25 protein-coding genes and 3 pseudogenes are annotated in these 24,953 nt (G+C 70.0%); 13 read left to right on the top strand and 15 right to left on the bottom strand.

The features are described from left to right. The first annotated feature begins 30 nt into the window (after positions 1 to 30). Complete coding sequence (locus tag MTR79_RS15720; RefSeq protein WP_086699728.1) at positions 31 to 573, top strand: TetR/AcrR family transcriptional regulator; 543 nt, start codon at positions 31 to 33, stop codon at positions 571 to 573. 113 nt (positions 574 to 686) lie between these two features. Here MTR79_RS15720 and MTR79_RS15725 read toward each other — a convergent pair whose 3' ends face one another. After that, positions 687 to 1,616 (bottom strand): SDR family NAD(P)-dependent oxidoreductase, encoded by a 930-nt coding sequence (locus MTR79_RS15725; protein ID WP_086699730.1) that lies wholly within the window; start codon positions 1,614 to 1,616, stop codon positions 687 to 689. Between the two features lie 104 nt (positions 1,617 to 1,720). Then, a complete protein-coding gene (locus tag MTR79_RS15730; RefSeq protein WP_244790758.1) occupies positions 1,721 to 2,608 on the bottom strand; it encodes an SDR family NAD(P)-dependent oxidoreductase in 888 nt (295 codons plus the stop codon). A gap of 72 nt (positions 2,609 to 2,680) precedes the next feature. On the opposite strand from MTR79_RS15730, the gene MTR79_RS15735 reads away from it, so the two are divergent. Together MTR79_RS15735 and MTR79_RS33610 are read left to right on the top strand one after the other, a co-directional pair. After that, positions 2,681 to 3,595, top strand: a complete 915-nt coding sequence (locus MTR79_RS15735) for a LysR family transcriptional regulator (RefSeq protein WP_086699732.1) — start codon at positions 2,681 to 2,683, stop codon at positions 3,593 to 3,595. A gap of 371 nt (positions 3,596 to 3,966) precedes the next feature. Then, a complete protein-coding gene (locus tag MTR79_RS33610; RefSeq protein ID WP_280518329.1) occupies positions 3,967 to 4,095 on the top strand; it encodes a hypothetical protein in 129 nt (42 codons plus the stop codon). 244 nt (positions 4,096 to 4,339) lie between these two features. On the opposite strand, the gene MTR79_RS15740 is transcribed toward MTR79_RS33610, so the two are convergent. After that, a complete protein-coding gene (locus MTR79_RS15740) occupies positions 4,340 to 4,954 on the bottom strand; it encodes a TetR/AcrR family transcriptional regulator (RefSeq protein ID WP_244790760.1) in 615 nt (204 codons plus the stop codon). 114 nt (positions 4,955 to 5,068) lie between these two features. Between MTR79_RS15740 and MTR79_RS15745 the strand changes: the two genes are divergently transcribed. Next, a complete protein-coding gene (locus tag MTR79_RS15745; RefSeq protein ID WP_244790762.1) occupies positions 5,069 to 6,151 on the top strand; it encodes a hypothetical protein in 1,083 nt (360 codons plus the stop codon). Positions 6,152 to 6,280: 129 nt separating this feature from the next. Here MTR79_RS15745 and MTR79_RS15750 read toward each other — a convergent pair whose 3' ends face one another. Further along, positions 6,281 to 6,667, bottom strand: a complete 387-nt coding sequence (locus MTR79_RS15750; protein ID WP_244790764.1) for a hypothetical protein — start codon at positions 6,665 to 6,667, stop codon at positions 6,281 to 6,283. 231 nt (positions 6,668 to 6,898) lie between these two features. On the opposite strand from MTR79_RS15750, the gene MTR79_RS15755 reads away from it, so the two are divergent. Both MTR79_RS15755 and MTR79_RS15760 read left to right on the top strand, forming a co-directional pair. Next, positions 6,899 to 7,561, top strand: a complete 663-nt coding sequence (locus MTR79_RS15755; protein ID WP_244790766.1) for a peroxiredoxin-like family protein — start codon at positions 6,899 to 6,901, stop codon at positions 7,559 to 7,561. Positions 7,562 to 7,586: 25 nt separating this feature from the next. After that, the gene (locus tag MTR79_RS15760; RefSeq protein ID WP_244790768.1) at positions 7,587 to 8,381 is read left to right on the top strand and encodes an SDR family oxidoreductase; all 795 of its coding nucleotides are present in this window, start codon (positions 7,587 to 7,589) and stop codon (positions 8,379 to 8,381) included. A 206-nt stretch (positions 8,382 to 8,587) separates the two neighbouring features. On the opposite strand, the gene MTR79_RS15765 is transcribed toward MTR79_RS15760, so the two are convergent. Then, the gene (locus MTR79_RS15765) at positions 8,588 to 9,211 is read right to left on the bottom strand and encodes a TetR/AcrR family transcriptional regulator (RefSeq protein ID WP_244790770.1); all 624 of its coding nucleotides are present in this window, start codon (positions 9,209 to 9,211) and stop codon (positions 8,588 to 8,590) included. A 446-nt stretch (positions 9,212 to 9,657) separates the two neighbouring features. Between MTR79_RS15765 and MTR79_RS15770 the strand changes: the two genes are divergently transcribed. The 3 genes and pseudogenes from MTR79_RS15770 to MTR79_RS15780 form a co-directional block, all read left to right on the top strand. Further along, the gene (locus tag MTR79_RS15770) at positions 9,658 to 10,332 is read left to right on the top strand and encodes a haloacid dehalogenase type II (protein ID WP_244790772.1); all 675 of its coding nucleotides are present in this window, start codon (positions 9,658 to 9,660) and stop codon (positions 10,330 to 10,332) included. A 126-nt stretch (positions 10,333 to 10,458) separates the two neighbouring features. Next, positions 10,459 to 10,965, top strand: coding sequence for a DUF417 family protein (locus tag MTR79_RS15775; protein ID WP_244790774.1), 507 nt, complete (start codon positions 10,459 to 10,461; stop codon positions 10,963 to 10,965). Positions 10,966 to 11,132: 167 nt separating this feature from the next. After that, positions 11,133 to 11,500, top strand: a pseudogene (locus MTR79_RS15780) (phosphatase); the annotation flags it as partial. Between the two features lie 246 nt (positions 11,501 to 11,746). Here the strand turns inward: MTR79_RS15780 and MTR79_RS15785 are convergent. After that, a complete protein-coding gene (locus tag MTR79_RS15785) occupies positions 11,747 to 12,646 on the bottom strand; it encodes an NADP-dependent oxidoreductase (protein WP_244790776.1) in 900 nt (299 codons plus the stop codon). Here MTR79_RS15785 and MTR79_RS15790 point away from each other — a divergent pair. Then, positions 12,646 to 13,264, top strand: a pseudogene (locus MTR79_RS15790) (VOC family protein); the annotation flags it as partial. The gene MTR79_RS15785 and the pseudogene MTR79_RS15790 overlap by 1 nt on opposite strands. 170 nt (positions 13,265 to 13,434) lie before the next feature. On the opposite strand, the gene MTR79_RS15795 reads toward MTR79_RS15790, so the two are convergent. The 3 genes from MTR79_RS15795 to MTR79_RS15805 form a co-directional block, all read right to left on the bottom strand. Continuing rightward, the gene (locus MTR79_RS15795; RefSeq protein WP_244790778.1) at positions 13,435 to 13,959 is read right to left on the bottom strand and encodes a DUF488 domain-containing protein; all 525 of its coding nucleotides are present in this window, start codon (positions 13,957 to 13,959) and stop codon (positions 13,435 to 13,437) included. Positions 13,960 to 14,239: 280 nt separating this feature from the next. After that, entirely contained in the window at positions 14,240 to 14,833 is a 594-nt protein-coding gene (locus MTR79_RS15800) for a snapalysin family zinc-dependent metalloprotease (protein WP_244790780.1), read from the bottom strand. A gap of 378 nt (positions 14,834 to 15,211) precedes the next feature. Further along, entirely contained in the window at positions 15,212 to 16,174 is a 963-nt protein-coding gene (locus tag MTR79_RS15805) for a helix-turn-helix domain-containing protein (protein ID WP_086699750.1), read from the bottom strand. A gap of 243 nt (positions 16,175 to 16,417) precedes the next feature. On the opposite strand from MTR79_RS15805, the gene MTR79_RS15810 reads away from it, so the two are divergent. Beyond that, entirely contained in the window at positions 16,418 to 16,927 is a 510-nt protein-coding gene (locus tag MTR79_RS15810; protein WP_086699751.1) for a peptidoglycan-binding domain-containing protein, read from the top strand. A gap of 395 nt (positions 16,928 to 17,322) precedes the next feature. Here MTR79_RS15810 and MTR79_RS15815 read toward each other — a convergent pair whose 3' ends face one another. Continuing rightward, entirely contained in the window at positions 17,323 to 18,201 is an 879-nt protein-coding gene (locus MTR79_RS15815; protein ID WP_244790782.1) for an alpha/beta hydrolase, read from the bottom strand. Between the two features lie 109 nt (positions 18,202 to 18,310). Here MTR79_RS15815 and MTR79_RS15820 point away from each other — a divergent pair, with 109 nt between their 5' ends. Continuing rightward, a complete protein-coding gene (locus tag MTR79_RS15820) occupies positions 18,311 to 18,886 on the top strand; it encodes a CGNR zinc finger domain-containing protein (protein WP_244790784.1) in 576 nt (191 codons plus the stop codon). 8 nt (positions 18,887 to 18,894) lie between these two features. Here the strand turns inward: MTR79_RS15820 and MTR79_RS15825 are convergent, their stop codons facing one another. Together MTR79_RS15825 and MTR79_RS15830 are read right to left on the bottom strand one after the other, a co-directional pair. After that, entirely contained in the window at positions 18,895 to 19,206 is a 312-nt protein-coding gene (locus tag MTR79_RS15825) for a hypothetical protein (protein WP_086699757.1), read from the bottom strand. Between the two features lie 765 nt (positions 19,207 to 19,971). Then, complete coding sequence (locus tag MTR79_RS15830; RefSeq protein WP_086699760.1) at positions 19,972 to 20,487, bottom strand: GNAT family N-acetyltransferase; 516 nt, start codon at positions 20,485 to 20,487, stop codon at positions 19,972 to 19,974. 380 nt (positions 20,488 to 20,867) lie between these two features. On the opposite strand from MTR79_RS15830, the pseudogene MTR79_RS15835 reads away from it, so the two are divergent. Further along, positions 20,868 to 20,983, top strand: a pseudogene (locus MTR79_RS15835) (IS5/IS1182 family transposase); the annotation flags it as partial. A gap of 541 nt (positions 20,984 to 21,524) precedes the next feature. Here MTR79_RS15835 and MTR79_RS15840 read toward each other — a convergent pair. Genes MTR79_RS15840 through MTR79_RS15850 form a run of 3 tightly spaced genes read right to left on the bottom strand, consistent with a single transcriptional unit; the run spans position 21,525 to position 24,933 of the window. Then, positions 21,525 to 22,232, bottom strand: a complete 708-nt coding sequence (locus tag MTR79_RS15840) for an ABC transporter ATP-binding protein (RefSeq protein WP_244790786.1) — start codon at positions 22,230 to 22,232, stop codon at positions 21,525 to 21,527. A gap of 7 nt (positions 22,233 to 22,239) precedes the next feature. Next, the gene (locus tag MTR79_RS15845) at positions 22,240 to 23,619 is read right to left on the bottom strand and encodes an ABC transporter permease (RefSeq protein WP_244790789.1); all 1,380 of its coding nucleotides are present in this window, start codon (positions 23,617 to 23,619) and stop codon (positions 22,240 to 22,242) included. A 42-nt stretch (positions 23,620 to 23,661) separates the two neighbouring features. Continuing rightward, a complete protein-coding gene (locus MTR79_RS15850; RefSeq protein ID WP_244790790.1) occupies positions 23,662 to 24,933 on the bottom strand; it encodes an ABC transporter permease in 1,272 nt (423 codons plus the stop codon). Between the last annotated feature and the right edge of the window lie 20 nt (positions 24,934 to 24,953).

A 24,953-nucleotide genomic window follows, 5' to 3' on the forward strand; every position in this document is an offset into this window, starting at 1 on the left:
AGAGCTCTCCACTTAGCAAGGGGAGATCTCGTGGTCCGATCCGACGCCCGTGAGAACAGGGCGCGCATCCTCGCTGCCGCCCGCGAGGCGCTGGGCGAGGACGGCGCCACGTCGATGAACCAGATCGCCCAGCGCGCCGGTGTCGGCCCGGGCACGCTGTACCGCAACTTCCCCACCCGCGAGGCGCTGGTCCTGGCCGTCTACCAGGACGAGGTCACCCGCATCACCGCCACCGTGCCCGACCTGCTCCGTGAGCTGCCGCCCCTGGAGGCGCTGCGCACCTGGACGCTCGACCTGGTCGAGGCCATGCGCAGGAAGCACGGCCTGGGCGAGGCCCTCAGCCCCAGCGCGCACCAGGCGATGAGCGAACAGAGCTACGGCCCGGTCATCACCGCCATCACCGAACTCATCGACGCCGGCAAGAAGGACGGAAGCATCCGGGTGGACGCGGACCCCGCTGACTTCCTCCAGCTCACCGGCGCGCTCTGGCGTGCCACCACCGTCCCCGAGGACCGCGCTCCCCGCATGCTCGCGCTCATCCTCGACGGGCTGCGCGCACAGCCGCAGCGCTGAGGACCCGTCGGAGATCAATCGACGACCGGCCGGAGATCAGTCGAATACCGGCCGGGGAACCGGGTGACGATCGCGTGCTGACGGTGGCCGGCGGTCGTGTCCGGCAGAGATGCTCAGTGAGCCTGTGCGAGGAGTTCCCGCGACAGCGCCCACAGACGCCCGGCGTTGTCCGGGTCGACGGCGTAGCGGGCGACGCCATGCAGGGTGCCGGTGCGGCGGTCGACGACGTCGCTCTCGTTGCAGTCGGCGAAGTAGCGGCCACCCACTCCGTCGAGGAGCGGTGAGGCGGCGAGCAGGACGGAGGCCGCCGCTCCCTGCTCGACCGTTTTGATCAGATGGTCGGGCACCAGCCCGCTGCCGCGGCCGGAGGTGTGCCGCTGCAGGTTCGTGTGGATGGCTCCGGGCATGCACGCATTGACGGTGATGCCGTCCGCGGCCCAGCGGCGGGTCGCTTCCACCGCGAAGAGAACGTTCGCGGTCTTGGACTGGCCGTAGGCGAGCCACGGATCGTAAGGGCGGAAGGCGAAGTGCACGTCGTCCCACACGATCGGGGAGCGCTGGTGACCGGAGGAAGTCACCGCGACCACACGCGCGTTGCCAGCGGCGGCCAGCGCCCCGTGCAGGCCCGTGGCGAGAGCGAAGTGACCCAGGTGGTTGGTGGCGAACTGCCACTCCCACCCCTGCGCGGTGTACCGCTCGGGGCAGGCCATGACGCCCGCGTTGTTCACCAGGACGTGCAGTGGACCGCGCCAGGCTGCGGTGAAGGCGGTGACGGACGCGGGATCGGAAAGGTCCAGGTGCGCCACGTGCACCTCGCGACGTCCGGTGGAGGCGGTGATGTCCTTGGCTGCGCGTTCCCCGGAGGCGACGTCCCGCACGGCGAGGGTGACTTCCGCCCCTGCGGCGGCCAGGGCCCGGGCCGTCTCGGCGCCTAGCCCCGACGAGGCACCGGTGACCACCGCACGACGGCCGGTGAGATCGACGCCCCGCGTCACCTCGTCCGTCGTGCTGGAGAAACCGAAGGGGGTGGTGATGAGGCTCATGGATGAACTCCTTGATGTGCTGTGTGGCCGGAGCGGGCCATGCCTTCGACCGGCCGCGTCTGAAGGCCGGCGCGACGACTCGGCGTCTTCAGGGGGTCAGGGGGTCAGGGGGTGAGCATCCGGTCCTGTTCCACCGGGGGTGTGCCGTCGTGCCAGGGCAGGACCTTGCCGAACCGGACCAGTTCGCCGTACAGGGCGGGATCCACGTGCTCGGCGAAGACGAGGTCGAGCACGGCTTCGGCGGCCTGGGCAGGGGTCTGGGCCCGGCTGTGGTCACTGAACCAGGCCCGCGAGGTGGCCGTGTCGACCATGCCCGGGCACACGGCCGCGATCAGGGTGCCGTCGGCCAGGTCGCGTGCACGGCGCTCCGCGGCGACGGCGCGGACGGCGGCGACCTGAGCGACCTTGGACGGCACGTTCAGCCACAGGGGCCAGCCCGCCTCCTGCGCCGTCCTGCTGTGGATTGCGCTGCGCCAGGACTCCACGGCGTACTCGACCTGGTCGAGGCTCGCACCGTCGAAGAGGTGGTGCAGCCGGGTGTCGAGATGGCCGAGCGTGCCCAGGCTGCTGGCCACGACCAGGAGTCGGCCGCCCGGGCGCAGGACGGGGCCGAAAGCCCGCAGGATCGCGTGGGTGGCGGTGTCGGAGACGTCGATGAACTCATCGGCCCGCTCGGCCTGGGACTCCTCGGGCGACAACCGGGCGACCGCGTTGGACACGACGACGTCGACCCCGCCGTGGCGCGCTCGGAGCTCTCCGGCGAGACGGGCGATGGCATCGGTGTCGGTGACGTCCAGGACACGGCCCTCGACGCGGGCACGCGTGCCGGGCAACCGGCCGACCTCGTGGGCGGCCTTCACCACCCGCCGATGGCTGCGGCCGGTGAGCAGGACGAGATCGTCCGCGTTCATACGGGCCGCCAGTCCCTCGACCAGGGCGCGGCCCAGCCCCTGGTTGGCGCCGGTGACAAGAGCGATACGAGAAGCGTTCATGCCTGCCACGCTAAGAACGCGGCGCTCCATGCGTCCAACGAAAGTTCAGCACATGTGGTATGCGTAAACGTCATGGACTTCGAGGATGTCTCCCTCACCGCGCTGCGCGTCTTCCGCGCCGTCGCCGAACACGGGACCTTCACCGCGGCCGCCGCCTCTTTGGGCTACACCCAGTCCGCCGTGTCCCGGCAGGTGGCCGCGATCGAACGGGCCGCGGGCACGCAACTGCTGCAGCGCCGGCGCGAAGGCGTACGGCTGACCGCGGCCGGCCGCACCGTCCTGCGCCATGCGACGGTCGTGCTCGACGAGATCGAAGCGACCGCCAGGGAACTGTCCGGCCTGCCCCTAGCGGCCGGTACGGTCCGCCTGGGATGGATCCCCAGCGCGGGGGCCGTCCTTCTCCCCCGGGCCCTCACCGAACTCGGCCGCACCGACCCGGGTCTGCGCGTGGTCAGCCGTGAGGGCACCACCCCCGTCCTCGTACGCGCCCTGCGCGCCGGCAGCCTGGACCTGGTTCTGCTCGGCTCCGCGCCGCCCTTCCGCTCGCCGGACACCGAGACACCCCCGCTCGTGGTGGAGACACTCACCGAGCGTTCCCTGCGCCTGGCGGTACCGGCCTCCCATCCCCTCGCCCGGGGCGACTTCGTCGATGTGGCCGACCTCCGCGGACAGCGCTGGATCGCGGGCCCCTCCTCCGGCGAGGACCGCCTGATGGGCGTATGGCCGGGCCTGGACGAACGCCCCGAGATCGCCCACACCGCACGCGACTGGCTCGCCAAACTCCACCTCGTCGCCGCGGGTTTGGGGCTGACCACCGTGTCGGCGGCGCTCGCCCCGGCCGCACCCGAGGGCGTCCGCATCCTGCCGGTGCGCGGCGGGCCTCAGGAACAACGGCGCCTGCTCCTGGCCGGCCTCGCCCGCCGCCCCACGCCGTCCGTCGACCGCGTAGCGGCTGCCCTCCGCGCCGCCGCCCTGGCAGTCACCTGACAGCGCCTACCGGCCGCGGCCGTGCAGTTCCCGGATGGCAGGGCTGCCGGCATGGGCGAAGCGCCCTTTCACCGCAGTCCGCTCCGCGTTCGGCCGCGTACCTGGGAGCAACGCGCCGCTGATTCCGGCAGTGCACGCCGCCCGCGGCTTGCGGCGGACAGCGGCGACGCCAACCGTGACAGGTGCCCCGAACCCACCGTCACTGCTCACGAGGCGGCAACTCCTGGGCGACGGCCTTCCCCTCCTGTGGCCACACAGCGCAGAGCGGGCCGGCTACTGGACCGGGCCGGGCGACTGATGCACCGCCCGAAGAGTGAGGCGCGCGCGAGGATGTCCTTTCGGCTGCCGACGACCGGGCCTTCGCCGCGCCGTTGCGACTGCTGCAAGAGGCCCGCGACCGCGGTGACATCGACCCGGACACCACCGGCCGGGTCGACCTGACCCTCCTGACGCTCCTCCAGGGCCTGACCGTGCTCGTCGCCACGGGCATGAACGGCTGAGCCGACGACCGCGCCGGCCGCTCGCTGAAACCGCTTCATCCGCGAAGGCTATCCGGGCCGTGCGGACGGCCACACGGTCCGATTACTTTCCTCGGCTCCCCGGAAGAGCGACACCACGACTTCCGTACGGGATATGCGCGCTTGAGAACGCTGATGGTGATGACGTGGCTGTCGAAGTGACACCAGACGGAAGCGTTTGATCGTTTCCTTTCGAGTCCACGACGGAAGCCGCGGGCGTCCCGTGTCACCCCGTCCCGGGCCGCCCCGTCGTGGGGTGGGCGCGGGGATCCAGCGCGGTCAGGGCGAGGTCGACGACCGAGTCGACGTAGGCGCCGTCCACCGGCCCGCCCGACACCAGCAGTCGGTAGTGCAATGGGGCGAAGACCAGGTCGAGCGCGGTGTCCGGGTCGACGTCCGCGCGGATCTCGCCGGCCGCCTGCGCCTCCCGCATCGCCTCCCGCACGGGGGCCCGGCGGGGTTCGAACCACTTCTCCTCCAGGGCGCGGGCCAGGTCGGGGTCGCTCTGCGCCGCCCCGATCAGCTCGCGCAGCCGGCGTCCTGCGGTGCCTTCGACGTACAGCGCGAGGAACCCGTGCGCGTAGGTGCGCAGACGGTCCGGGAAGGTTCCGTCGGACATCGGCGGCGGGCCGGTGTTCACCTTGTGCAGAAATGCCTCGAAGACCAGCGCCGCCTTCGAGGTCCACCACCGGTAGAGCGTCTGCCGTCCCACGCCGGCCCGGGCGACGACGGCGCTCATGGTGACGGCCTGGTAGCCGTCCTCCTCCAGGATGGCGTAGGTGGCGTCGAGGATGGCGCGCCAGGAGTCGGGGTTGCGGCGGGCGGGGTCTGCGGCGGGCATGGCGGCACTCTACCCCGACGCGAGACGAGATATCTCGTCTTGCTTCCGGGGCAAGGCAGTGTGATGCTCGATGGCGAGACGAGCTATCTCGTCTCGTTGAAAGGAGCTTCTCCGATGACAGGCCCCCGCCCCGCCTTCGCCGTGAGCAACGACGGCCGCTGGCGGCTGCGCACGCCCGACGGCACACCCTTCCTCTCCGTGGGCGTGGTGCACGCCGACGACACCAACTTGCGCTACCCGCACAACATCGACCTCTTCCGCTCCCGCTACGGAGGCTCCCGCCGCCGCTGGCTGCGAGAGGGACTCGTCCACGACATGACGGCCTGGGGCTTCAACACGCTCGGCTGGACCTCCGAGTACGTCAGCGGCACCGGCCTGGCCCTCGATGGCGGCGTCGTCGACCTGGGCCACTCCGACGGACTCCCGCCCGACGACCTGGCTGCCGCCGGCGTCCCGTACACGCTGTCGCTGCGCGTTGCGGAGATCGAGCACTGGAACGGAACCCCCGCCTACCGGGACCCGCGCGCCCCCGCCTTCGCGCAGTGGTGTGACCACCTGGCGCGCACCCTGTGCCGGCCGGACGACCCGCTGCTGCTCGGGTACTTCCTCGTCGACGTCCCCTCCTGGTACCGCCACCCGACAGGCGCCGGCTACCCGGAGACCGACCTGCCGCGGATCGCCGAGGCCTATTACGGAGTCGCCACCGAGGCCATCCGCCGCCACGACCCGCACCACCTGATCCTGGGCGACCGGTACGGTACGCGCACGGGAGTGCCCGACGCCGTGCTCGACGCGATGGCCCAGTACGTCGACGTCCTGTCCGTGCAGACGTTTCCCGGCCCGGAACCGCGCGCCCTGGAGGAGTCTCTCGCGCTGATCGGCCGGTGGCACGAGCGGACGTCACGGCCGGTGTTGATCGCCGACACGGGCAACTGGTGCCCTACGGTGATGAATCCGTGGCGCACCGGTTCCGCCCGTGACCAGCGTGAGCGTGCGGCGGGATACGTGGCTTCGGCCGAGGCGTTCACGGAGCGGCCCTGGTGCCTGGGCTGGCATTGGTGCAGCTGGCTGGAGAATCCGCATCGGGGCTTCGGCCTGAAGGACCCGTGGGACGAGCCCTACCGCGACCTGACCGACGCGGTCACGGAGACGAACCACCGCCTGACCCGCCTGGTGCAGGGGCGAACCGAGGGGTGAGGCGATCTCGGCCCGATCGGCGGGGCGAGGGGCATGGGGGGGGCAGGCTTCCGGGCCGGTCCCGACGCTCCGCCTCGCGAGTGGCGGCGCCTGACCCGGGCACGGCGTGGGTGGGCACAGACCCGCGGGTCAGGGGTTGCGCAGCAGCGGATGCGGTTGATCATCGCGTCCCAAGACAGTCTCCAGCGCCAGCGCGTCACGCCCGGTCTGGGTCATCACCAGGCCGCCCTGGAGCGCGGGGAGCGGGGCGAGTGCCAGGTGTTCAGGGTCGGTGTCCGGCCCCCGGTTCGCCCCGCTCTCGCATCGCGGCGTGGCCGTCGCGGATCGCGTCCTGCCGTTGCCCGTAGCCCTCCACGAGTTCGAGCCGAGTGCGCGCCCGGGGTCCAGATCGGCCAGTTCCGACGCCAGTGAGCCCCCCGCTGGGCAGCCGCCCTCGCAGTCGCGGGCGTGCTGGGCGCGGACGACGGCGTCCCGCCATGCCTCCAATGCCTCGAAGCTGTCCATCTGGCTCGGCAACGGCCGCTGAAAGGCCGGTACATGCTCAGTCCGGTGCCGGACGACCGCCCGGACCAGCGTCTTCTTGTCGCCGAAGTGACGGTAGAGCTGCGAGGCGTTGGCTGCGCCGGCTGCCTCCGCAGACCATTTCTAGAGTTGACACTCTAATTTTCACGGTCCAGGATTAGAGGGATCACTCTAATGAGGTGTGCGGGCCGGTGTACCCGCGTGCCTCCCTCCGGAAGGAGCTCCATGACCACCACCCCCATCGCGGACCAAGTCGCCCAGCTCAACGAGGCCATGGCGGCGCAGGCGCCCGCAGAGGTGCTGGAGGAGTTCCGGTCCGAACAGGCAGGACTGGGCGCCGCCGGTGTGCCGTCCGGTGTCGCGGAAGCGGGCACCCTCCTGCCCGACGCGGAACTGCTGGACGCCTACGGCGACGCCACGACGCTCATGCGGACCCTCGCCGGCCGGCCCGCGGTCATCGTGTTCTACCGGGGCGCGTGGTGCCCGTACTGCAACGTCGCCCTGCGTACCTACCAGCGGGAGCTGTCCGCCGAACTGGAGGCGCGGGGCGTCGCGCTGATCGCCGTCAGCCCGCAGAAGCCGGACGGATCGCTCACCGTGACGGAGACCAACCAGCTGACCTATGCCGTTCTGTCCGACCCCGGCAACCGGATCGGCAGCGCGCTCGGCATCGTCACCCGGCCCGGGGAGGCGGTCCGCCGCGTGCAGCAGGCGGGCGGCCTGGACCTCACCGAGGTGAACGCCGACAGCACCGCCGACATCGTCATGCCGACCGTGGCCCTCGTGGACCCGGCGGGCGTGCTGCGCTGGATCGATGTCCACCCGAACTACACCATGCGCACCGAGCCCGCGCAGGTCCTGGCCGCTGTGAAGGAACACCTGGTCTGAGTCACGCACCCACACCCACCACTCCATGCCTGACGACCCCTGCAACGATCGGAGCGACATCGTGTCCCTGCACGGCAAGACGGCCCTGGTGACGGGCGCCGGCCGGGGAATCGGGCGGGCCATGGCCCTGGCCTTGGCCGACGAGGGTGCGAGCCTCGCCCTGACGGCCCGCAGTGAGGAGCAACTCGCCGAGACCGTCCGCATGGTGGAGGAACGCGGCGCGAAGGCCCTCGCGGTGCGTGCCGACCTGGCCGCCCCGGCGGCCGTCGCCGTCGTGACGGAGCGGACGACGGCCGTGTTCGGCCGCGTGGACGTCCTTGTCAACAACGCCGCCACGGTCGAACCCCTCGGCCGTGGCACGGACATCAATCCCGACGCCTGGGCCGCGTCATTCCGGCTCAACGTGACCACGCCCGCCGCCCTGGCCTTCGCGCTCCTGCCGGCGATGACCCAGGCCGGATGGGGACGCGTGGTGAACGTCTCGAGCGGCGTCGTCGCCCGTCCCGCCTCGATGATCGGCGGCAACGCCTACGTCGCCACGAAGGCCGCCCTCGAAGCGCACACCCTCAACCTCGCCGCGGAACTCTCCGGTACGGGAGTCACCGCCAACGTGTACCGGCCCGGTGTGGTCGACACCGCCATGCAGGCCCTGATCCGCGACACCGGCGCGGGCCGGGTCGACGAGAACACCCATGAGCGCTTCGTGCGCAACCACCGCCAGGGCCGGCTGATCACCCCAGAGGAATCGGCGCGGTCTCTGGTCGCCCGACTCGCCGGCGACGCCTCTGGCGAGATCTGGGACGTCTCCGACCCCGGCTGAGACCCGACCACAGGGCGGCGCCGCGGAGTTCCGGCGGGGGTTGCGCCCGGCTGTCCCCGGGCGGCGTGCTGCAGCAGATCACCCTCACGGCCTTCGTGCTGAACGTGTGTCTCCCCTGGCCGGAGCACTTGTTCAGCCGAAGGCCGCCTCCGAGTGAGGCGGTTGCCACACCGGGTGGTCAAGCGCGACTGGCTGTTCGAGGTGAATCACGTCGGGGCGTGGCAGCGGATACGGTCGATCATCGCGTTCAGGACGGCTTCAAGGGCGACGGTGTCGCGCCGCGTCTGGGTCATGAGAAGACCGCCCTGCAACGCGGTGAGCAGGGCCAGGGAGAGGTCGTCGGCATCGGCCTCCTCATCCAGTTCGCCCCGCTCCTGCATGGACACCAGCCCGTCGCGGATGGCGCCCTCCCACTGGGCGTAGCCGGCCGCGAGCCTCGTGCGGGCCTGCGGATCCGCATCTGACAGTTCGGCGGCCAAGGATCCGATGGGGCAGCCGCCCTTGCACCTGCGCGCATGCTGTGCCTGGACGATGGCATCGCGCCACGCCTCGAGCGCCTCGAAGCTGTCCAAGCGCTGCAGCAAGGGGCGCTGGAACCCGAGGACGTGCTCGGTCTGGTACTCGATGACGGCTTGGACCAGGGACTTCTTGTCGGCGAAGTAGTGGTACAGCTGCGAAGGGCTGGTCACCTGGGCGGCCGTCAGGATGTCCTCCGTGCTGGTGCCTGCCACACCCTGTTCGTACATGACAGCTGCGGCTGCGGCCACGATGCGGTCGCGCGTCGCACGCCCCTTCGCCGTCAATCGCCGCGTCTTCGTGCTGCTGCTCATCCGCCCAGGTTAACAGGTCCGGCCTCCATTTTTAGAGTTGACATTCTAATCGTTGTCGCCGCAGGATTAGAGTCGTCGATCTAAAAGACTGGTCCCAGGCCATCGCACCGCTTCCTCGCCGCAAGGACGGACATGACCAGCCCTACAGCCGAAGGACAGTGCCCTCACACGGGCCATGACCACACAGGCGCCCACCGATGCTTTGGAGGCCTTTCATGCCGAACAGGTGACACCGGACGCCGCCGGAGTGCCGGCTGGCGCCGCTGCGCAGGTGCTGCCCTCCTGGACGCCTCATTGCACGAGGCCCACGGCGACCCCTCCACCCTGCGGCACACGTGCGCAGGCCGGCCTCGCTGTCATCGTGTTCTGCCGCGGTACGTGGTGCCCGGCTGCGATGTGGCCCTGCGCACCGACCGACGCAACGGTCGAGAAACGGATTGCCTCCTGTGACCCGGGTATTGGCGTTCGACGTCAACGAGACGCTGCTGGATCTGACGGCGCTGGACCGGCCGTTCGAGGAACTTTTCGGCAGCGCGGCATCGAGAGCGCAATGGTTCAGCCAGATGCTGCAGCTGTCCTTCATCGGAGGCATCACCGGCTCCTACGTCGACTTCACCGCAGCCCAGCGCGCCGCCCTGCACATGATCGCCCAACGTGAAGGATCGTCGCTGAACCGTGAGCAGGTCGACGCGACCGATGCCCTCATGAACTCACTGCCGCCCCACCCCGAGGTGCCCGCAGCCCTTGCACGGCTGGCAGCCACCCCCCTGCACATGGTGGCCCTGACGAACTCCGTCCAGGATGTGGCGGAAGAGCAACTACGCAACGCCGGAATCCGGCACGTCTTCCACCGTGTGATGTCGGCCGATGCCCTCCGCCGACTCAAGCCCGCGCCCGAGCCCTACCTCGCTGTCGCCACCGCATTCAACGTCCATCCCGGCGACGTACGCCTGATCGCCGCCCACTCCTGGGACGTGACGGGAGCCCTGCAGGCCGGCTGCAAGGCGGCGTTCCTGCAACGACCCGGCGCAGTCCTCAGCCCCATCGGCCCCAGGCCCGACATCGTCGCCGGCAACCTCGAAGAGCTAGCCGACCTCGTCATCGCACGCGACGTCCGCTGAACGGCAACTCCGGCCGGCCTGCCCTCCTTGCGGCAACCACCGCACTGGCCAGCACCGTTTGCCTCTGCGGCCGAACGGCACGGCAGACGGCCAGCCAGCCCCCCACACACACAGACAGGTATCTCCATGATCGACGAGCACCTTGACCGCAGCGCCGACGCCCTCTCGCGCGTGGGCAAAACAGTCAGTCGCTATGGTCTGGTCGTCGTGCTCGCCTGGATCGGCACAGGCAAGTTCGTGAAGATGGAAAGTCGCGTGCTCATCCAGGACAGCCCGTTGATGAGCTGGATGTACAACTTCCTCAGCTTCGATGCACTCGCGGCCGCCCTGGGAACCATGGAAATCGTGGCGGCCGTCCTCCTCGCCGTTCACCCACTCTGGCCACGCCTCGCCTCCCTGGGCAGCTTCTTGGCGATCGTGCTCTTCCTCGGAACCATCAGCTTCCTCTTCACCACTCCAGGAGTCGTCGCCCTGTTCGCCAACGGCGTCCCCGTGCTGTCGGCGCAGCCCGGACAGTTTCTGCTCAAGGACCTGGTCCTTCTTGGCGTGTCCTTCACAACGCTCGCCGAATCCCTCAAGGCCCAGTCCCGTCAGGGACAGCAACTGGGCCGCCGCGTACAGGAATACGTGTAGGCGACGAGGTCAGGAGGGGCATCCGATGTCCGATCGCCAGGTCAATGACAGGGCCGTATCCAGCCGACCCCAGCTGAGAGCTGTCCCGCAATGGCCTGCCCCTGCCTGGCATGGTCGACGCGTGACCGGTGAATCCGGGCGGCAGGGCCGTATGAAGTTCGGGCTGGCGGCCGATGGAGACGTTAGCCCAGGTCGCTGCGGACCAACGATCCGCGCGAGTGTCTGGCCGCACTGCATGCGCTGGAAGACGAAGACGTCCGCTTCGGCGTTTACGCGGCGTTCGACGGCGCGTCGGGGCTGTTGCACGGCCTGCCCCTGAAGTCCTGGGTGCTGGTGACCTCGAACTTCGAGCACCGGGTGCGTGGCCGTTTCCAACGAACGGGTTTGCGGCTGCCGGGCGTGCTCGTGGGCGCGGCCGCGGTCGAGGAGGGCAAGCCCTCTCCTGTCCCCCAGCTGGGAGCAGCTGCAGCTCGGCGCCAGTCCGGGAGACTGCCTGGTCATCGAGGACGCGCTGTTCAGAGTGAGGTCCGGGCTCGCGAGTCGCACCGAGCGAGGCCCCTGGTGGGTGATCGGGCGACACGACGTCCGGGGGAGCGCAGTCACGGCCCACGCACCACTTCAGTGGCACTCTGAACAGTCCTGGAAAGCCGCGTGGTTCGCCTGCGAATTCACCGGGCGCGTTCCCTCGGAAGACTAGCCCGTGCAGTCTGTCCGACGGGGACTGCCGCCCCGTCGGCGCACCGGGTGGGGTAAACGGGCGGCGCACCGGTCGACCGGCCGCTCAGAACGTGAGCACCACCCGGCCGCGTAGGCCTACCGGCTCCATCAGGCAATGCGCGTGCGCCGCCTCGGCTGCCGGCAGGATCCGGGCCACCCGGAGTGAGAGTTCGCCCCGCTCGGCCAGCTGCCGCAAGTCGTCCAGTTCGGCGCGGTCGCCGACGTAGTCGGGTACGTAGACCGCATGGGCGACCAGTCCGCGCTGCAGGGCACCGTAGACCTCGGTGCCTCGGAAGGCGGCCACCTGCCCGCCGTCCCGTACGGCGCCGAGTGCGCCGGTACCCAGGACCGCCGCGTCGGCGACGCCGCCGGCCCCGGCGGGCGCGATCCGGCGGACGGCCTCCGCGAAGCCGTCGCCGCGGGGGACGACGTGGTCGGCGCCGAGCCGGCGGACGAGTTCCTCGTCGGCGGGGGCGGCGTCGGCGACGACGCGGAGGCCGTCGGCCTTCGCCAGCTCGACCAGGTAGCCGCCCACCGCGCCGGCAGCGCCGGTGACGGCGAGGAGTTGGCCGGCGGCGAGGTCCATGAGGTCGAGGCCGAGACGGGCGGTGAGTCCGTTCATCGGCAGGGCGGCGGCCTCTTCGTGGCTGGTGCCGGACGGTGAGTGGGCGACCCGGACGGCGGGGAGGACGATGTGCTCACGGTAGGCGCCGCCAGCGGCGCTGGTCGGCATGACCATCGCCATCACGCGATCGCCTGGGGCCAGTCCCGCCACGCCAGGTCCGACCTCGTCGACCACTCCGGCGGCGTCCTGCCCGGGACAGTAAGGCAGCTGCATGCCGGAATGCCGGAGGAGACCCGCCCTCAGCAGGATGTCGGTCGGGCTGACCGCAGCGGCGTGCACCCGTAGGCGTACCTCGCCCGGTCCGGCGTGCGGCACGGGCACGGCGAGGGGCTGCAGCACGTCGGGGGCCGCCGCGCGATCCGTCCCGCATCCAGCGCCTGGGCCATCTGGTCCTGGAGACCCGCGTGTTCGGGCGCGCCCCGGACTGGTACCTGGACACCCTCGGCATGACCGTGTCCGACTTCCTGTTCCTGGACGGGCAGCGCGGCCGCGGTCCGACCATGGCATTCATCCGCTGCGACCTGGGCAGCGTGCCGGCCGACCACCACACCCTCGCGATGCACCTGGGGCCCGGCACGGGCTATGTCCACTCCGCCAGGTCACCGACCTGGACTCCATCGCCGCCGGCGGCGAGTACCTCAAGGAGCGCGGATACAAGCGCAGTTGGGGCATCGGCCGGCACATCCAGGCCAGCCGGCTCTTCGACTACTGGCGCGACCCCGACCACTTCATGCTGGAGCACTTCGCCGACGGCGACCTGTTCTCCTGCGACGTCGAGCCCGGCTGGGCCCCCATGTCGACCAGCGGGCTGCCCAGTGGGGCCCACCGGCCACCCGCGACTTCCTCGGCGCGAGCCCCTCACCGCAGCGGCTTCGCGATGTCATCGAGGCCATGCGCGGCGACAACGAGCTGGACCCGGCACGCCTGTTCGGCCTGTTCAAGGCCGCCAACTCCTGACCCCAAGCGAATCCCCCTCCAAACCTGGCGGCACGTCGCGGGCGTACTGTCGGCGTGGACCACGCGCCCCGATCCGCGATGCCGCCGCGAGGAAGCGACGCTTCTTGAGGGGAGGGACGCCCCTGCCTCGCGTGACCCCTGCGGCGACATCCGTACACATCCCTCGCACCTCAGGCGGCAGGGTAGGTGATGCGACCGTTGCGGACGACTGCGTTCTCGTTCAAGGACGCCGGTTTCGTCGCTGTGGCGGACATGATGTGCACGACATCCGTACCGGCGACGATCAGTGCGTCCGTGATCAGTCTGCGGTGGCAGCGCCACGGCACCGCCTCACTGCACATGATCACCGGCCGCCCGTGCGCGGCGAGGCCGAGCAGCTCGCCCAGCCCCTGCGAGAACTCGCTGCTCATCATGTGATCGGCATAGTCGCGGAAAGCCTTCACCCGCCAGGCCGTGTTGACGCTCTCGACGCCCTTGGGGGTGTACCGCCTGCCGCCCAGTTCCCGGATCCACCGGTATCGGATGGCCGAGGGGAGCGCGTCGACGACCGCGTCCTGGTTCCACTGCGGGTTTGTGCGCGATGCGGGAAAGGAACGGACGTCCACCAGGTCGGTGATCTCGTGTTTCTGCAGCATCGACAGGACCTCGTCGAAGGTACGGGTCGAATGCCCGATGGTGTACACGCGGTTCGCCATCAGATCTCCGTGTCACGCTGCCGGCGCTCGCACGGCTCCCCGGCCTGCGAGAAGCTGCCCGCACAGGCGGGCGCGAGAGCCGACGGCATCAACTGTCCTCCATTGTGCTTACCCTGCCCGGAACGACGAGATCTGTCTCTTCGGACGTCTTTGTGTGCTGCGGTCCCTCACCATGACGTGGCGTGGCGGACATCGGCGGCCGTGCGTGACGGCGGCGCCACGTCGCACCCGACTGGGGGAGCACCAGATCAGGCAAACGCCGGCGCCTGAGCTCGTTGGATCAGGGCGCGTCGACCAGGGTCCTGCTGTGGGTGACGCCGGTGACGCCGGTGATGTCGGAGGCGGTGAAGGCGTTGGCGTAGTTGGACTGGACGCGGGACCGTTCGGTGGCGTTGGGGGCGGCGCTGGTGCAGGCGGTCCCGGCGCTGGAGCCGGACATCAGCTGCGAGCAGGGGCCGGGCTTGGTGTCCGGCAGACCGAGGCTGTGCCCCAGTTCGTGGGCGGCGATCCGGGTCTTGTTGTAACCCTGGTTCACGGCCTGGCTGCCGAGTTCGACGCGGACCTGGCGGCCGGGGCGGACGGGGCCGAGGGTGGCCTGGGGCCAGCCCGACGTCGCGACGATCACGATCTCGGCGGCACCGCCAGGTGCTGCTTCCACCAGCTTCACGTTGGTGACGCCGGCGTTCCACGAGGCGACCCCGGCCGCGATGGCGGCTTCCCAGCCAGGGGCACGGCTGTCGTCGTAGCGGAGGGTCACCACCGCCGCCTGGGTGTCGGTCTGTTCGACGGCGGGGGTGGCGGACGCGCTGCCCGCCATGGCGAGGACGAGTGCCGTCGCGGACGTGCCTGCCTTGATCCATGTGGCGAGGGGCATTGCTGCTCCTGTTCCGTGGGGAGTCCGGCCCCGGCGGGGCCGGGTGTACGAAGGAGCGGCTGAGCTGTCCGGTGGGGCCGGACGCGCCGTCGACCACCCCTCCAGGCTCATGCGATGGTACGCCGAGGAAGTCTGATACGTCATGTACCTGCCATGTCGGTTTTCCGTCATTCTCCGTCACTTCCGCTGCGAGGGTGATGAGTGCACCAATTGCCCCCAGGGCGCCTGTTCTCGACCCGCTACGGAGCCCCCACCCGTGCCTGCCGCCCCCCGCGCGCCACCGCCGCTGCCACTGTGCGGCCCGCGTGCGGTCCTGCACCTGATCGCGCCGACCGTGCCCGTGCTCTTCTCGGGCACACAACCGCCCGGGTGTGGTGTTCAACGCGGATGGTGCAGGCCGCGCCAGTCCCGGGGCGTCAGCCCGTAGGCCCGCTTGAACACCTTGCTGAAGTGGGCCGCGTCCACGAATCCCCACCGCCGGCCGATCGCGGCAATGGTCTGCGCTCCGCCGTGTGGCCCGGCGAGTTCACGCCGGCACTCGGCGAGGCGCTGGGCGCGGACGTGGTCGCCGAGGCTGATGCCTGAGCGGGCGAGCACGGCGTACAGGTGCCGTACCGAGATGCCGTGCGCGGCGGCGATCCGTGCGGCCGACAGATCGCGGTCCGCCAGGTGCTGACGGATGTACCGGGTGATCCGCAGACCCAGCGTCGCCTCCATGGGCCCCCTGGCCAGGTCCGCCGCTCCCTGTTGGGAGGTGAGGACGGCACGCAGGAGTTCGACGCTCGGCGTCACGACGGCCTCGGCGTGTGCGCCCCGGTGCAGGGTGTCGTCGGTCGCCAGCCGGGAGAAGTAGTCGAAGGCGATCCGTGCGACGGGGTTGCCCGGCCCGAGGGCGAGCGCGCCGGTGTCCCGCAGCAACCGGTCGGGAAGCGCGAGCGTCGAGCGAGGGAAGCGCAGGAAGTGGTGGTCGACCCCCTCGTCGAAGAGCAGCGTGTACGGGGCGATCGACTCGTAGACGGCGAACTCGCCCGCCCGCAGCACGCATTCACGGCCCCGCTGCGCCACCAGACTGCTTCCCGAGACTTGAAGTCCGAGGAAGACGGCCGGTTCCTCGTCGTCCCTGCGGGCGAGGGGGGCCGTGCGGTGGATGGTGACGGCGGTCGCCCGCGCCGAACAGATCCGCATCGGCCCGACGGCGCCCAGCCCGATGCGCACGGACATCTCCTCGGCCGGCGGCCCGTGGTCGATGTCGACCGCCACCACGGACTCCCACACCGCGTTGCGGACCACTTCCTCCCGGTCCCCGGGCGACACGAAGGCCGTGTCCAGCACAGGGCTCACCGCGCCGCCCCCCGCCCGCTGCGGCGCCCCGGCATCAGCCCGGCCCGTACTCTCATCCGCCCGCCCCTCCGACACGTACGTCTCGCAGCACGGCCCGCCCGCACGGGTACGCAGGCGGCACCGGCCCGTGCACGACTGACAAAGCTCCCTGCACGAACGACACAGTTCGTCGACCGCGGCGATCTTAAGGTCCATGGCTGAACCAGTCGCTGAGACGACGTCACCGACCAGAAGGGTTGCACAGTGCAAGGAGTACGGACGACACACCGCGCCCGGTTCGCCATGCTGGGAGCCGCGGCACTCCTCTTCGCCACCGGCCTGACGGCCAGCCCGGTGATGACCACACCGGCCCACGCCGCCTACGGCCCCTGCAACACGACCGTCAAGCGCACCGACGGCCTGGCCGTCAACAACTACTACCGGGTGCCCGCCCGCACCGGCAACGGCCTGAGCTGCTACATGCAGTGGCAGACGGGCAGCGCCAACGCGGTGACGGCCCTTCAGCAGGCCATCCTGCGCTGCTACAGCAGCACACCGGCCGCCTCCCGCATCCGCTCCAGCGGGGGAGCGGACGGCGTCTACGGCGACGGCACGGTGTCAGCCGTCCGCTGGCTCCAGGCCAACCGCCTCGGCGTCAGCGCGGACGGCGTCTACGGGCCGGACACCCGCGCGGCGATGCTCTGGCCGGACTACTGGCGCGACCCCTCCGACGGCAGCGTCGAGTTCGTGGCCTGCTACAACCCGCCGTTCTGACCACCCGGTCACGACGCGCCGCACCTTGTGGTGGCACAGGGGCGAAGGGTGCTGACTGCGTCGGGTCCGGCCGTGGTGGGTTTGTCCGTGACGGTCTCGTGGGGTGCCCGTCCGCAGGCGCCTTCGGTGCCGTGCTCGGCGAAGTGCCGGCGCGCCACCCCGAGGATGAACTCCCGGCGCTCGGCGGGCCGGTACCCCTAGCGTGTACCAGCAGTACACGCTAGGGGTACCCGAAGTGGCTGCGCCGGCCGGACAACCTCTCCTGTGCTTCCGCCTGGCTCGTGGTCAAGGCGCTGGGTGCGGCGTGAGGGCTCGAGGCTGTGGGGCGCACGCCGGTGTGGTAGAGCACCCACGGGCCGGCTTCACCCGCATAGGGGAGGCCGGAGTGCGTGCGGTCATTCTCGCGGTGACAGGTGCTGTCCGAGGAAGGTGCGCATCGCATCGGTCACGGTGTCGAGGTGGCTCTCCAGGAGGAAATGACCCCCGCCCGGCACCAGCTGGATCTGCGCGTTCTCCAGGTCCTTCGCGAACGCCCGGGCCCCGTCGGGACCGAAGATCTCGTCCTCCGCTCCCCAGATCGCCAGCAGCGGGACCTGGCTGGCGCGGAAGTACTCGTGCAGCCGGGGGTACAGCGGCGGATTGGTGGCGTAGTCCCGGAAGAGGTCGAGCTGAATCTGGTCGAGACCGGGGCGTGAGATCTCGCGGTGGTCCGTGGCCCAGGTGTCGGGGTCCACGAGTTCCGGCTCGGCGACACCGTGTGTGTACTGCCAGCGGATCGCCTCTTCGCTCAGGGCGCCCCGCAGAGCGGCTTCCGTCGAGGGCCCCGGTGACTGCGCGTATGCCCAGACCGGAGCCCAGAACTCGGGGACGAACCCCTCGTCGTAGGCGTTGCCGTTCTGGGAGACGATCGCGGTGATGGCGTCGGGGTTGCGGAGAGCCAGGCGCCAGCCGATCGGGGCTCCGTAGTCCTGCACGTAGACCGCGTAGCGCTCCACGCCCAGCTGGCCCAGGAGGTCCTCGGCCACCTCGGCCAGAGCGTCGAAGGTGTAGTCGAAGTCGGTGGCCGGTGGCGTGGCGGACTGTCCGAAGCCCAAGTGGTCCGGGGCGATGACGTGGAACCGGTCGGCCAGTGCGGGCAGCAAGTGCCGGAACATGCGTGAACTCGTCGGGTAGCCGTGCAGCAGCACGACGGTGGGAGCGTCGGCGGGGCCGGCTTCCCGGTAGAAGACGCGGTGTCCTTGCACGGTGGTGAAGCGGTGTCGCACCTCGGCCATGAGTAACCCCTTCAGTATGTTTTGCTGGTTAGATCCTTCCCTTCGAAGGCTGCCTCGCGAGGTGTAACCTGTCAAGGGCATTGATAGGGTTACATCGGAGGGAGGGGTCATGACAGCCGGTGAAACACTTCTCGAGGCGCTCAACAGCACACCGGTGCGCGACGGCGCTCCGGTCGACCTGTGGCTGGACGGGCCGGAGCTGAGCCGGTGGGCGATACGGCACGGCGGAGAGGGCACCGCTGCGGAGCGGGAGTGGCTCAGGACGACCCGTGACACGCTGCAGGCCGTGGTGCGCGGTGAGAGTGGCCCGGACGCCCTCCTCCCGCTGCTGAGCGGTGTACGCAAGGTGCCCCGCGTCGTCGGCGCTCGACTGGAATGGGCCGTGGAGGTCGAGGCGGAGCGCCGGCTGGCCGTCGAGCTGGTCCTCGAGTGGGCGCGCCTCCAGACGTTGTCCCCGAGCAGACTGCGACCCTGCGCGAACAGCGAATGCCGCCTGTTCCTGCTGGACCGCAGCCGGGCGAACACCGCGCGCTGGTGCTCCATGAAGACCTGCGGCAACCGGCTCAAGGCGCGCCGGCACCACGAGCGGCGACGCCCGGCCCCGACGGTGGCGTCCGATGCGGCCGAAAGCCGGTCCGTCCGCCGCCCGGGAGTGAACCCACGGGGCGGCGGGCCGGTTGCCTGACCCACGGCTCAACCGGCCGGCCGGGCGCCGTCCGGTCGGCGGAGGTCGACCACGGTCGCGGCGCACGCGAGCAAACCGGGCAGTACCGGTCCCAGCAGCGGTATGGGCCAGGCCGGAGAGCGGCCAGGAGAACGTACCGCGCGAATCGCCGAGCGAGCGGACCAGTCCCACACGCACCGACCACCGGTGCCCAGCGTCCGGCGGGGTCGTCCGCGCTCCCACCACCGCTCGAGGGTGCCGGTGACGAACAGCTTGAGCCCGCCGTTCGGCGGGACGGCCTGGTGGCTGTTCAGCTGCTTGGCGGCCCGCAGTCCGGCCACGGCGTAGGGGCCCTCTGCGGTTCGAGACCGACGATCCCGTTCGGTGGCCCGGGTGACGGCGCCGGAGACAGCGCCGGGCCCGCCCAGGGCGGCGGCGTTCGCGGCGATGCGCTCGAGTACCGCGTGCGGGTGGGTTCCCGTTTCCCATGGCAGGATCGACTGTGAAGGCACCCGGGTCGGCAAATCCGCGCTGCTTGCCGAGGTGGATGACGAGGACGTCGTCGGTGGGTCGACCCAACTGCTCGACGGCCTCGACCGGCGTGCAGGAGGAGCCGGACCGCTTGCGCGGCTCGGGGTCGTACTCGTCGAGTGAGTGCTCGTACAGGTGCAGGTAGGTGTCGCGGCCACCGCGGCGGATCCGGTTCCGGTCGACGGCTTCGACCGTGCGGGCCGGCAGATCGAGGGTGGCCCTGAAGTCCGCGGCCACGACGTCGGTGGGGAGCTGTGGCGCCCGTCCCATCAGGGAGTGGTCGGCCGGGAGTTTCTCCCCGATGGTGTGCAGGGATTCGCCGAAGACGATGATGTCCTCCGTGCGGGCAGGCAGCAGGGTGAACGTCATGGTCTGCGCGTATCCGTCGGCGAATGTCGCCTCGCTGGCGTGAGGGCATGGCATCGCCCGCCACTCGGCGGCCAGTGCGAGGAAGGACTGCAGACGCCCGTCAGCGCCGCCCCTGCGCGGTCGCGTACTCGGCGAGGAGCTGGTCCAGCCCTTCCCCACGCAGCAGCCGTGTCATCCGCGCGATCGCCGGACCAGCCCGCCAAGGCCTAGAGCAGGATGCGGAGGTCGTGCACGGGACCGGTGGTTTCGACGGGGGAGGCGTTCAGCTTCTTGAGGAGGTGGAGCATCGGCTTGTTGCTCGCCGTCACGGTGGCGGCCAGTGCGTGGTGCCCGTCGCGGCGGGCAACGGTAGTCGCGTGTTCGGCCAGCGCGGTGCCAAGGCCCCTGGCCTGCCATGTGTCCTCGATCAGGATGGCGAGTTCTCCCACTCCTCGCTGACCGGTGCGCATGACGTTCGTCATGGCGATGATGTGCTCCGTACGTTCCGCTGGTGTGGTCACCAGTGTGGTGCCGCGTTCCGGACAGGACAACTGGCGCCATTCGGCGGGGGAGATCCCACTCTTGCCCGCGTGGTACCGCAGGGCTCGACTGCCCAGCGAGCAGCGGCGGTGCAGTTCCTGCACTGGCGCCAGGTCGACAGGGGCCGCTTCCCGGGTTCGGGTGGCGGTTCCGTCGCTCAGCAAGATCGAGTGCATGTCCTCTCGACGGTCGGCGTCGGGCATCGGTGTTCTCCTCGCATCGCGATTGCGACTGCTGTGCCGCGGGCTCCGGGTCCGGAGCACGGTTTTGCTGTCGCAGCAGTCTTTTGCGGGCTCCGGGCCGGCTCAAGAGGACTTCACGTCACGTTGATCGCGCCTTGCTCATGTTTCATCACGGAGAGACGTGAAAGTCTGACGAAATCGCACGCGTTGCCGACGCCGATGCTGCGTACGGCTCACGGCATCGCTCCAGGATCTGCGCGGAGGGCCAGGCGGCCCTCGCCGCCTGGACGGGCCGGTGAACGTCCGGACTTCGCGTATGCGATCCACTTCGTATTCCGTCGCGCACTTGATCCGCAGCTCCTGCGTTGCCGGTCTGGCCCATCGCTCCGACCGCGAGGGCATACCGCGACGCAACGCCGTGAAGCGGTGCCGCAACGACCTGAAGCACTTCCGAGGCGTCGCCACCAGGTACGACAGGACCGCCACCTCCTACGAGGCGGCGGTCGGGCTGGCGTCGTTCCTGCTCCGGGTGAGATCTGTTTGGAGACGCTACATTTTGGCCATGGCCGTCCACGCCTGTTCGTTGTCCGGCAGGTCCGTATCCAGGGCCTGACGATCCGCCCTTGAGCACACCGGATGCGGAGAGCGCCAGGACGGACCGGATGCCGGCGGACGGGTCAGGCACACGATGCTCTGCGGCGCAACACTCAGAGGATCTCCGAGCTCACGTTGGCACCGGGCCCCAGTTCGAAGGTGCGTTCAACACCGCGCTGCGATCCGTGCTTCGGGCCTCCCTCCTGAAACAGTTCAGCGACTGTGGCCTGCGAGATCCTGGTGCAGCACGGGGCCGCGATGAGGTTGCCGTCGGTGGTGCCCAGGTCGTTCGTCGCAGTTCCCGGCTCAAGGGCGTAACCGGGCGGCTCCTGCCCCAGGCGCTGTTGCGTCTCGTGTGCACCGCAGCCGGGGTCGACACGGCGTGATCGGGGACGAGCCGCTGATGCAGGCGGTCAGGGCCAGAGCAAGTACCGGAGCGGGCGCTACCAGCTGCGCAGGGGTCCTCAACGGGCGTTCACCTGCTCCGTGAGCTTGCCCTTGCGTAGATGGAGAACACGGTCGGACTGGGTGGCCAGTTGCTGGGAGTGGGTGACGACGACCACGCACTTGCCCTGCTCATGAGCGAGTTCGCGGAAGGTGTCGATGATGCCCTGGGCGGTGTCCTCGTCGAGGTTTCCGGTGGGTTCGTCGGCGAAGAGGATGTCGACGTCGCAGGCGAGGGCGCGGGCGATGGCGACGCGCTGCTGCTGGCCACCGGAGAGCTGCAGCACGTTGCGGGTGACTGTCGCCTTGTCGAGACCGACCTGTTCGAGCAGGTGCAATGCGCGGGCCCGGCGGCTGCCGGTGGCGGGTTTTGCGCCGGTGATCTCCATGGCGGTGGTGACGTTCTGCAGGGCGGTCATGTAGGTGAGGAGGTTGAACTGCTGGAAGATCGTGGCGACGTGCTGGTTGCGGAACCGGCCGAGGCCGATCTCGGTGAGATTCCGCCCGTGGAAGCTGATGGCGCCTCGGCTGGGGGTGTCGAGGCCGCTGGCGAGGCTGAGCAGGGTGGTCTTGCCGCTGCCTGAGGGGCCCAGGACGGTGTAGAAGGTGCCGCGTTCGAAGGCGTAGTCGATGTTCTTGAGCACCGTGGTCCTGCGGCGCCGGCTGAAGTAGGTGTGGCTGACGTCGGCCAGTCGCAGGACCGGCGGTGTGGCGGTAACGGCGTTCATGGTGGGATCACATGCCCTTCGTGAGGATGGTGCGGGGGCTCAGGCGCAGCACGGCGCCGGCCGGGACGGCGGTGGCAAGCAGGCTGATGCCGAGGCCGATGCCTCCGACGGTGGCGAGGTCTGCCGGGTCGAGCGCCACCGCGATCTTGCCGATGGGATCGGCGTTCTCGACGGGCTTGTCGTCCCAGTTGGTGCCCTCACCGAGGCCGGTGCTGCCGGGTGGCGGGGCCTGCCAGGAGTCGAGCTTCTTCCGGGCGGCGGTGGCCTCCTGGCCGAGCAGCGCCTGGGCGGCGCTCTGGGTCAGACCCGGGGCGAACGTGGAACTCAGGCCGATGGCCACGGCCGCGACGAGGACGATCTCCAGGGCCTGCTGGGCGATGAGGTTGCTCTTCTTCTCGCCCATGGCCAGCAGGACGCCGTACTCGGTGCGGCGCTGCTTGACCGCGAGGTTGACCAGGAGGGCCAGGACGGCCGCGCCGGCGGTGCCCATGAGCCACATGGCGAGGGTGGCGGTGGAGCGGATGCTCTTGAGCGGACCCGTCATCTGCTGGATGGCCTTGTCGTTGGCGTCCAGCTCGAATCCGTCGAGCGCCGAGCCCGCCACTCGCTTCGCCTCGTCCTTGAACGCACCCTGTACCTCGGCGTCCTCGAGGAGGAAGGTCGCCTCGCCGACCTGCAGCCCACCGTTCCCGTCGGAGGCGAGCGCGGAGAGGCCGCCCACCGCTCCGTACAGCATGTTGGCGGGGTTGATTCCGTACTGGAGGTCGGGTTCGGTGGCGGGGCGCGGGTCGCGGTAGATGCCCGCCAGGGTGAAGTCGGCCATGGTTCTTTCGTCGTTGCCCACCAGGGTGACCTTGTCGCCGACCTCGAGGCCGTTCTGCTCGGCCAGTCGTTCCTCGATCAGGAGTTGCCTGCTGTCCTTGTCGGCGGCCGTGAGGTGCTCACCGGTCAGGAGGGTGAACTTGCCGCTGCGGAAGTCGGGGAGCAGCGAGGTGTCGAGGACGCCTGTCCCCACGGTTCCGCCGGGGCCCATGGGATCGACCGGCCCGCCGCCGACCAGCGTGAACTTGCCCTTGAGGATGACGCGGTCCCACATCGAGTAGGTGTACTTCTGTACCTGGGGCAGAGCCCCGAGCCTGTCGACGGTCGCGGCGTCGATACGTGGAGCTCGCATACTGCCGCCACCGACCAACTGGTTCATGTCCATGGTGAGGTTGATCTCGGCGCCCACGGAGCGCTTGGCGTTCTCCTCGGCCCGGGCCGTCGGGTCGCTGATCAGGACACCGGCCAGCACCATCACGGAGATGACGAGGAATGTGGCGAGGGTGATCAGGGTGCGGCCCTTGCGGGCCCACAGGCTGAGCCCTGCGCGTTTGACGAAGTTCATGGAGGTCGACTTTCTGGCACTCGCAGTCGTGCCGGGCAGGTGCTATTCGATGTCGATGAGGAGGGAGCGGGGGTGGAGGCGGAGAATTCCGATGCCCGGGACGACGGTGGAGACCAGGGAGATTCCGAGCCCGATACCGGCGACGTCGACGACGGTGGCCGGCTCGACCCGTACCGTGAGCGGAGCGATCTCGCCATGTGGCGCAGGGGCCGCCGAGGTCGGCTTGTCGTCCTGTCGGCCAAGGAGCGCGTCCCCCACAGGCTGTCCGACAAGCTGGCCGGCCAGAGCAGCGAGCGCGGCGGCGGGCAGAGCCGCGGCCGCCACCTCCACGGCATGCTGGCCGATGAGTTTCCACTTCTTCTCGCCCATCGCGAGCAGCACCCCCAGCTCGGCGCGCCGCTCGCGGATCTGCAACGTCACGATGAGGCCGAGGATCAGCGCACCGCCCAGAGCGATCACCCAGACGGTCAGTCCCGCGAACGTGCCGACCTGCTGGATCGGGCGGATCTGGTCGTTGTACGCCTTGTCGTTGACGCGGAAGCCGAAGCTGACCGCCCCCAGCAGCCGCTCGGCGGCGGCGTGCAGCTGCTCGGCCTGGTCCGGTGAGCCGATCCGGTACACCGCCTCGCTGACCGTCGCGCTACCGGTACCGAGCTCCTGCGCCGTGCCCATCGGTACGTACAGCGTGTTGCCGGGCAGCTCGTGCGGCGGCGTCCACACTGTCGGGTCGTGCGTCGGGTCCTTGAAGACACCGACGATCGTCAGGGGCGCTGTGCGCTTGCCGTCACCCGACCGCACCTGGACGGTCCCGCCGACCTCGAGGTTGTTCTCGTCGGCCAGGCGCTGCTCGATCAGCGCGACGCGTTGGTCCGTGTCCTCGGGGGTGATGCCCCGCCCTGCCATGATCTTCGTCGAGCCATACGAGAAGGGCAGCAGCATGCCCGAGTCGCGGACGCCGTTCACCGCCAGCGGACCCTGATCCTTGTCCCTGGCTTCGCCGTCAGGCTTCGACGCATGCGATGCCAGGGGTCTGAATCCATGCCCCGCGGCACGTACCGGAAGCAGTGGGGTGTAGCGGTTCACGATGTCCGAGGTGCCGAGCCGGTCGGCCAAGGCCGACGTGAGGCCCTTCTGCTTGACCGTGACGTCGACGCCGGTGGTGCGTTGCGCGTCGGCTTCCTGGCGGGCGGCGGCGGCCTGCAGCAGAAAACCGCCAAGGAGCAGGGTGCAGATGACGATGAAAATCGCCAGCAGGGCGGCAGTCTTGGACTTTCTGGCACCAAGGCTCATTCCGGCGCGCTTGACGAAGTTCATGCCCCAGACACAAGCAGCCC

It is taken from the genome of Streptomyces sp. BJ20 (genome assembly GCF_022869105.1).
GTDB lineage: Bacteria > Actinomycetota > Actinomycetes > Streptomycetales > Streptomycetaceae > Streptomyces > Streptomyces griseoincarnatus.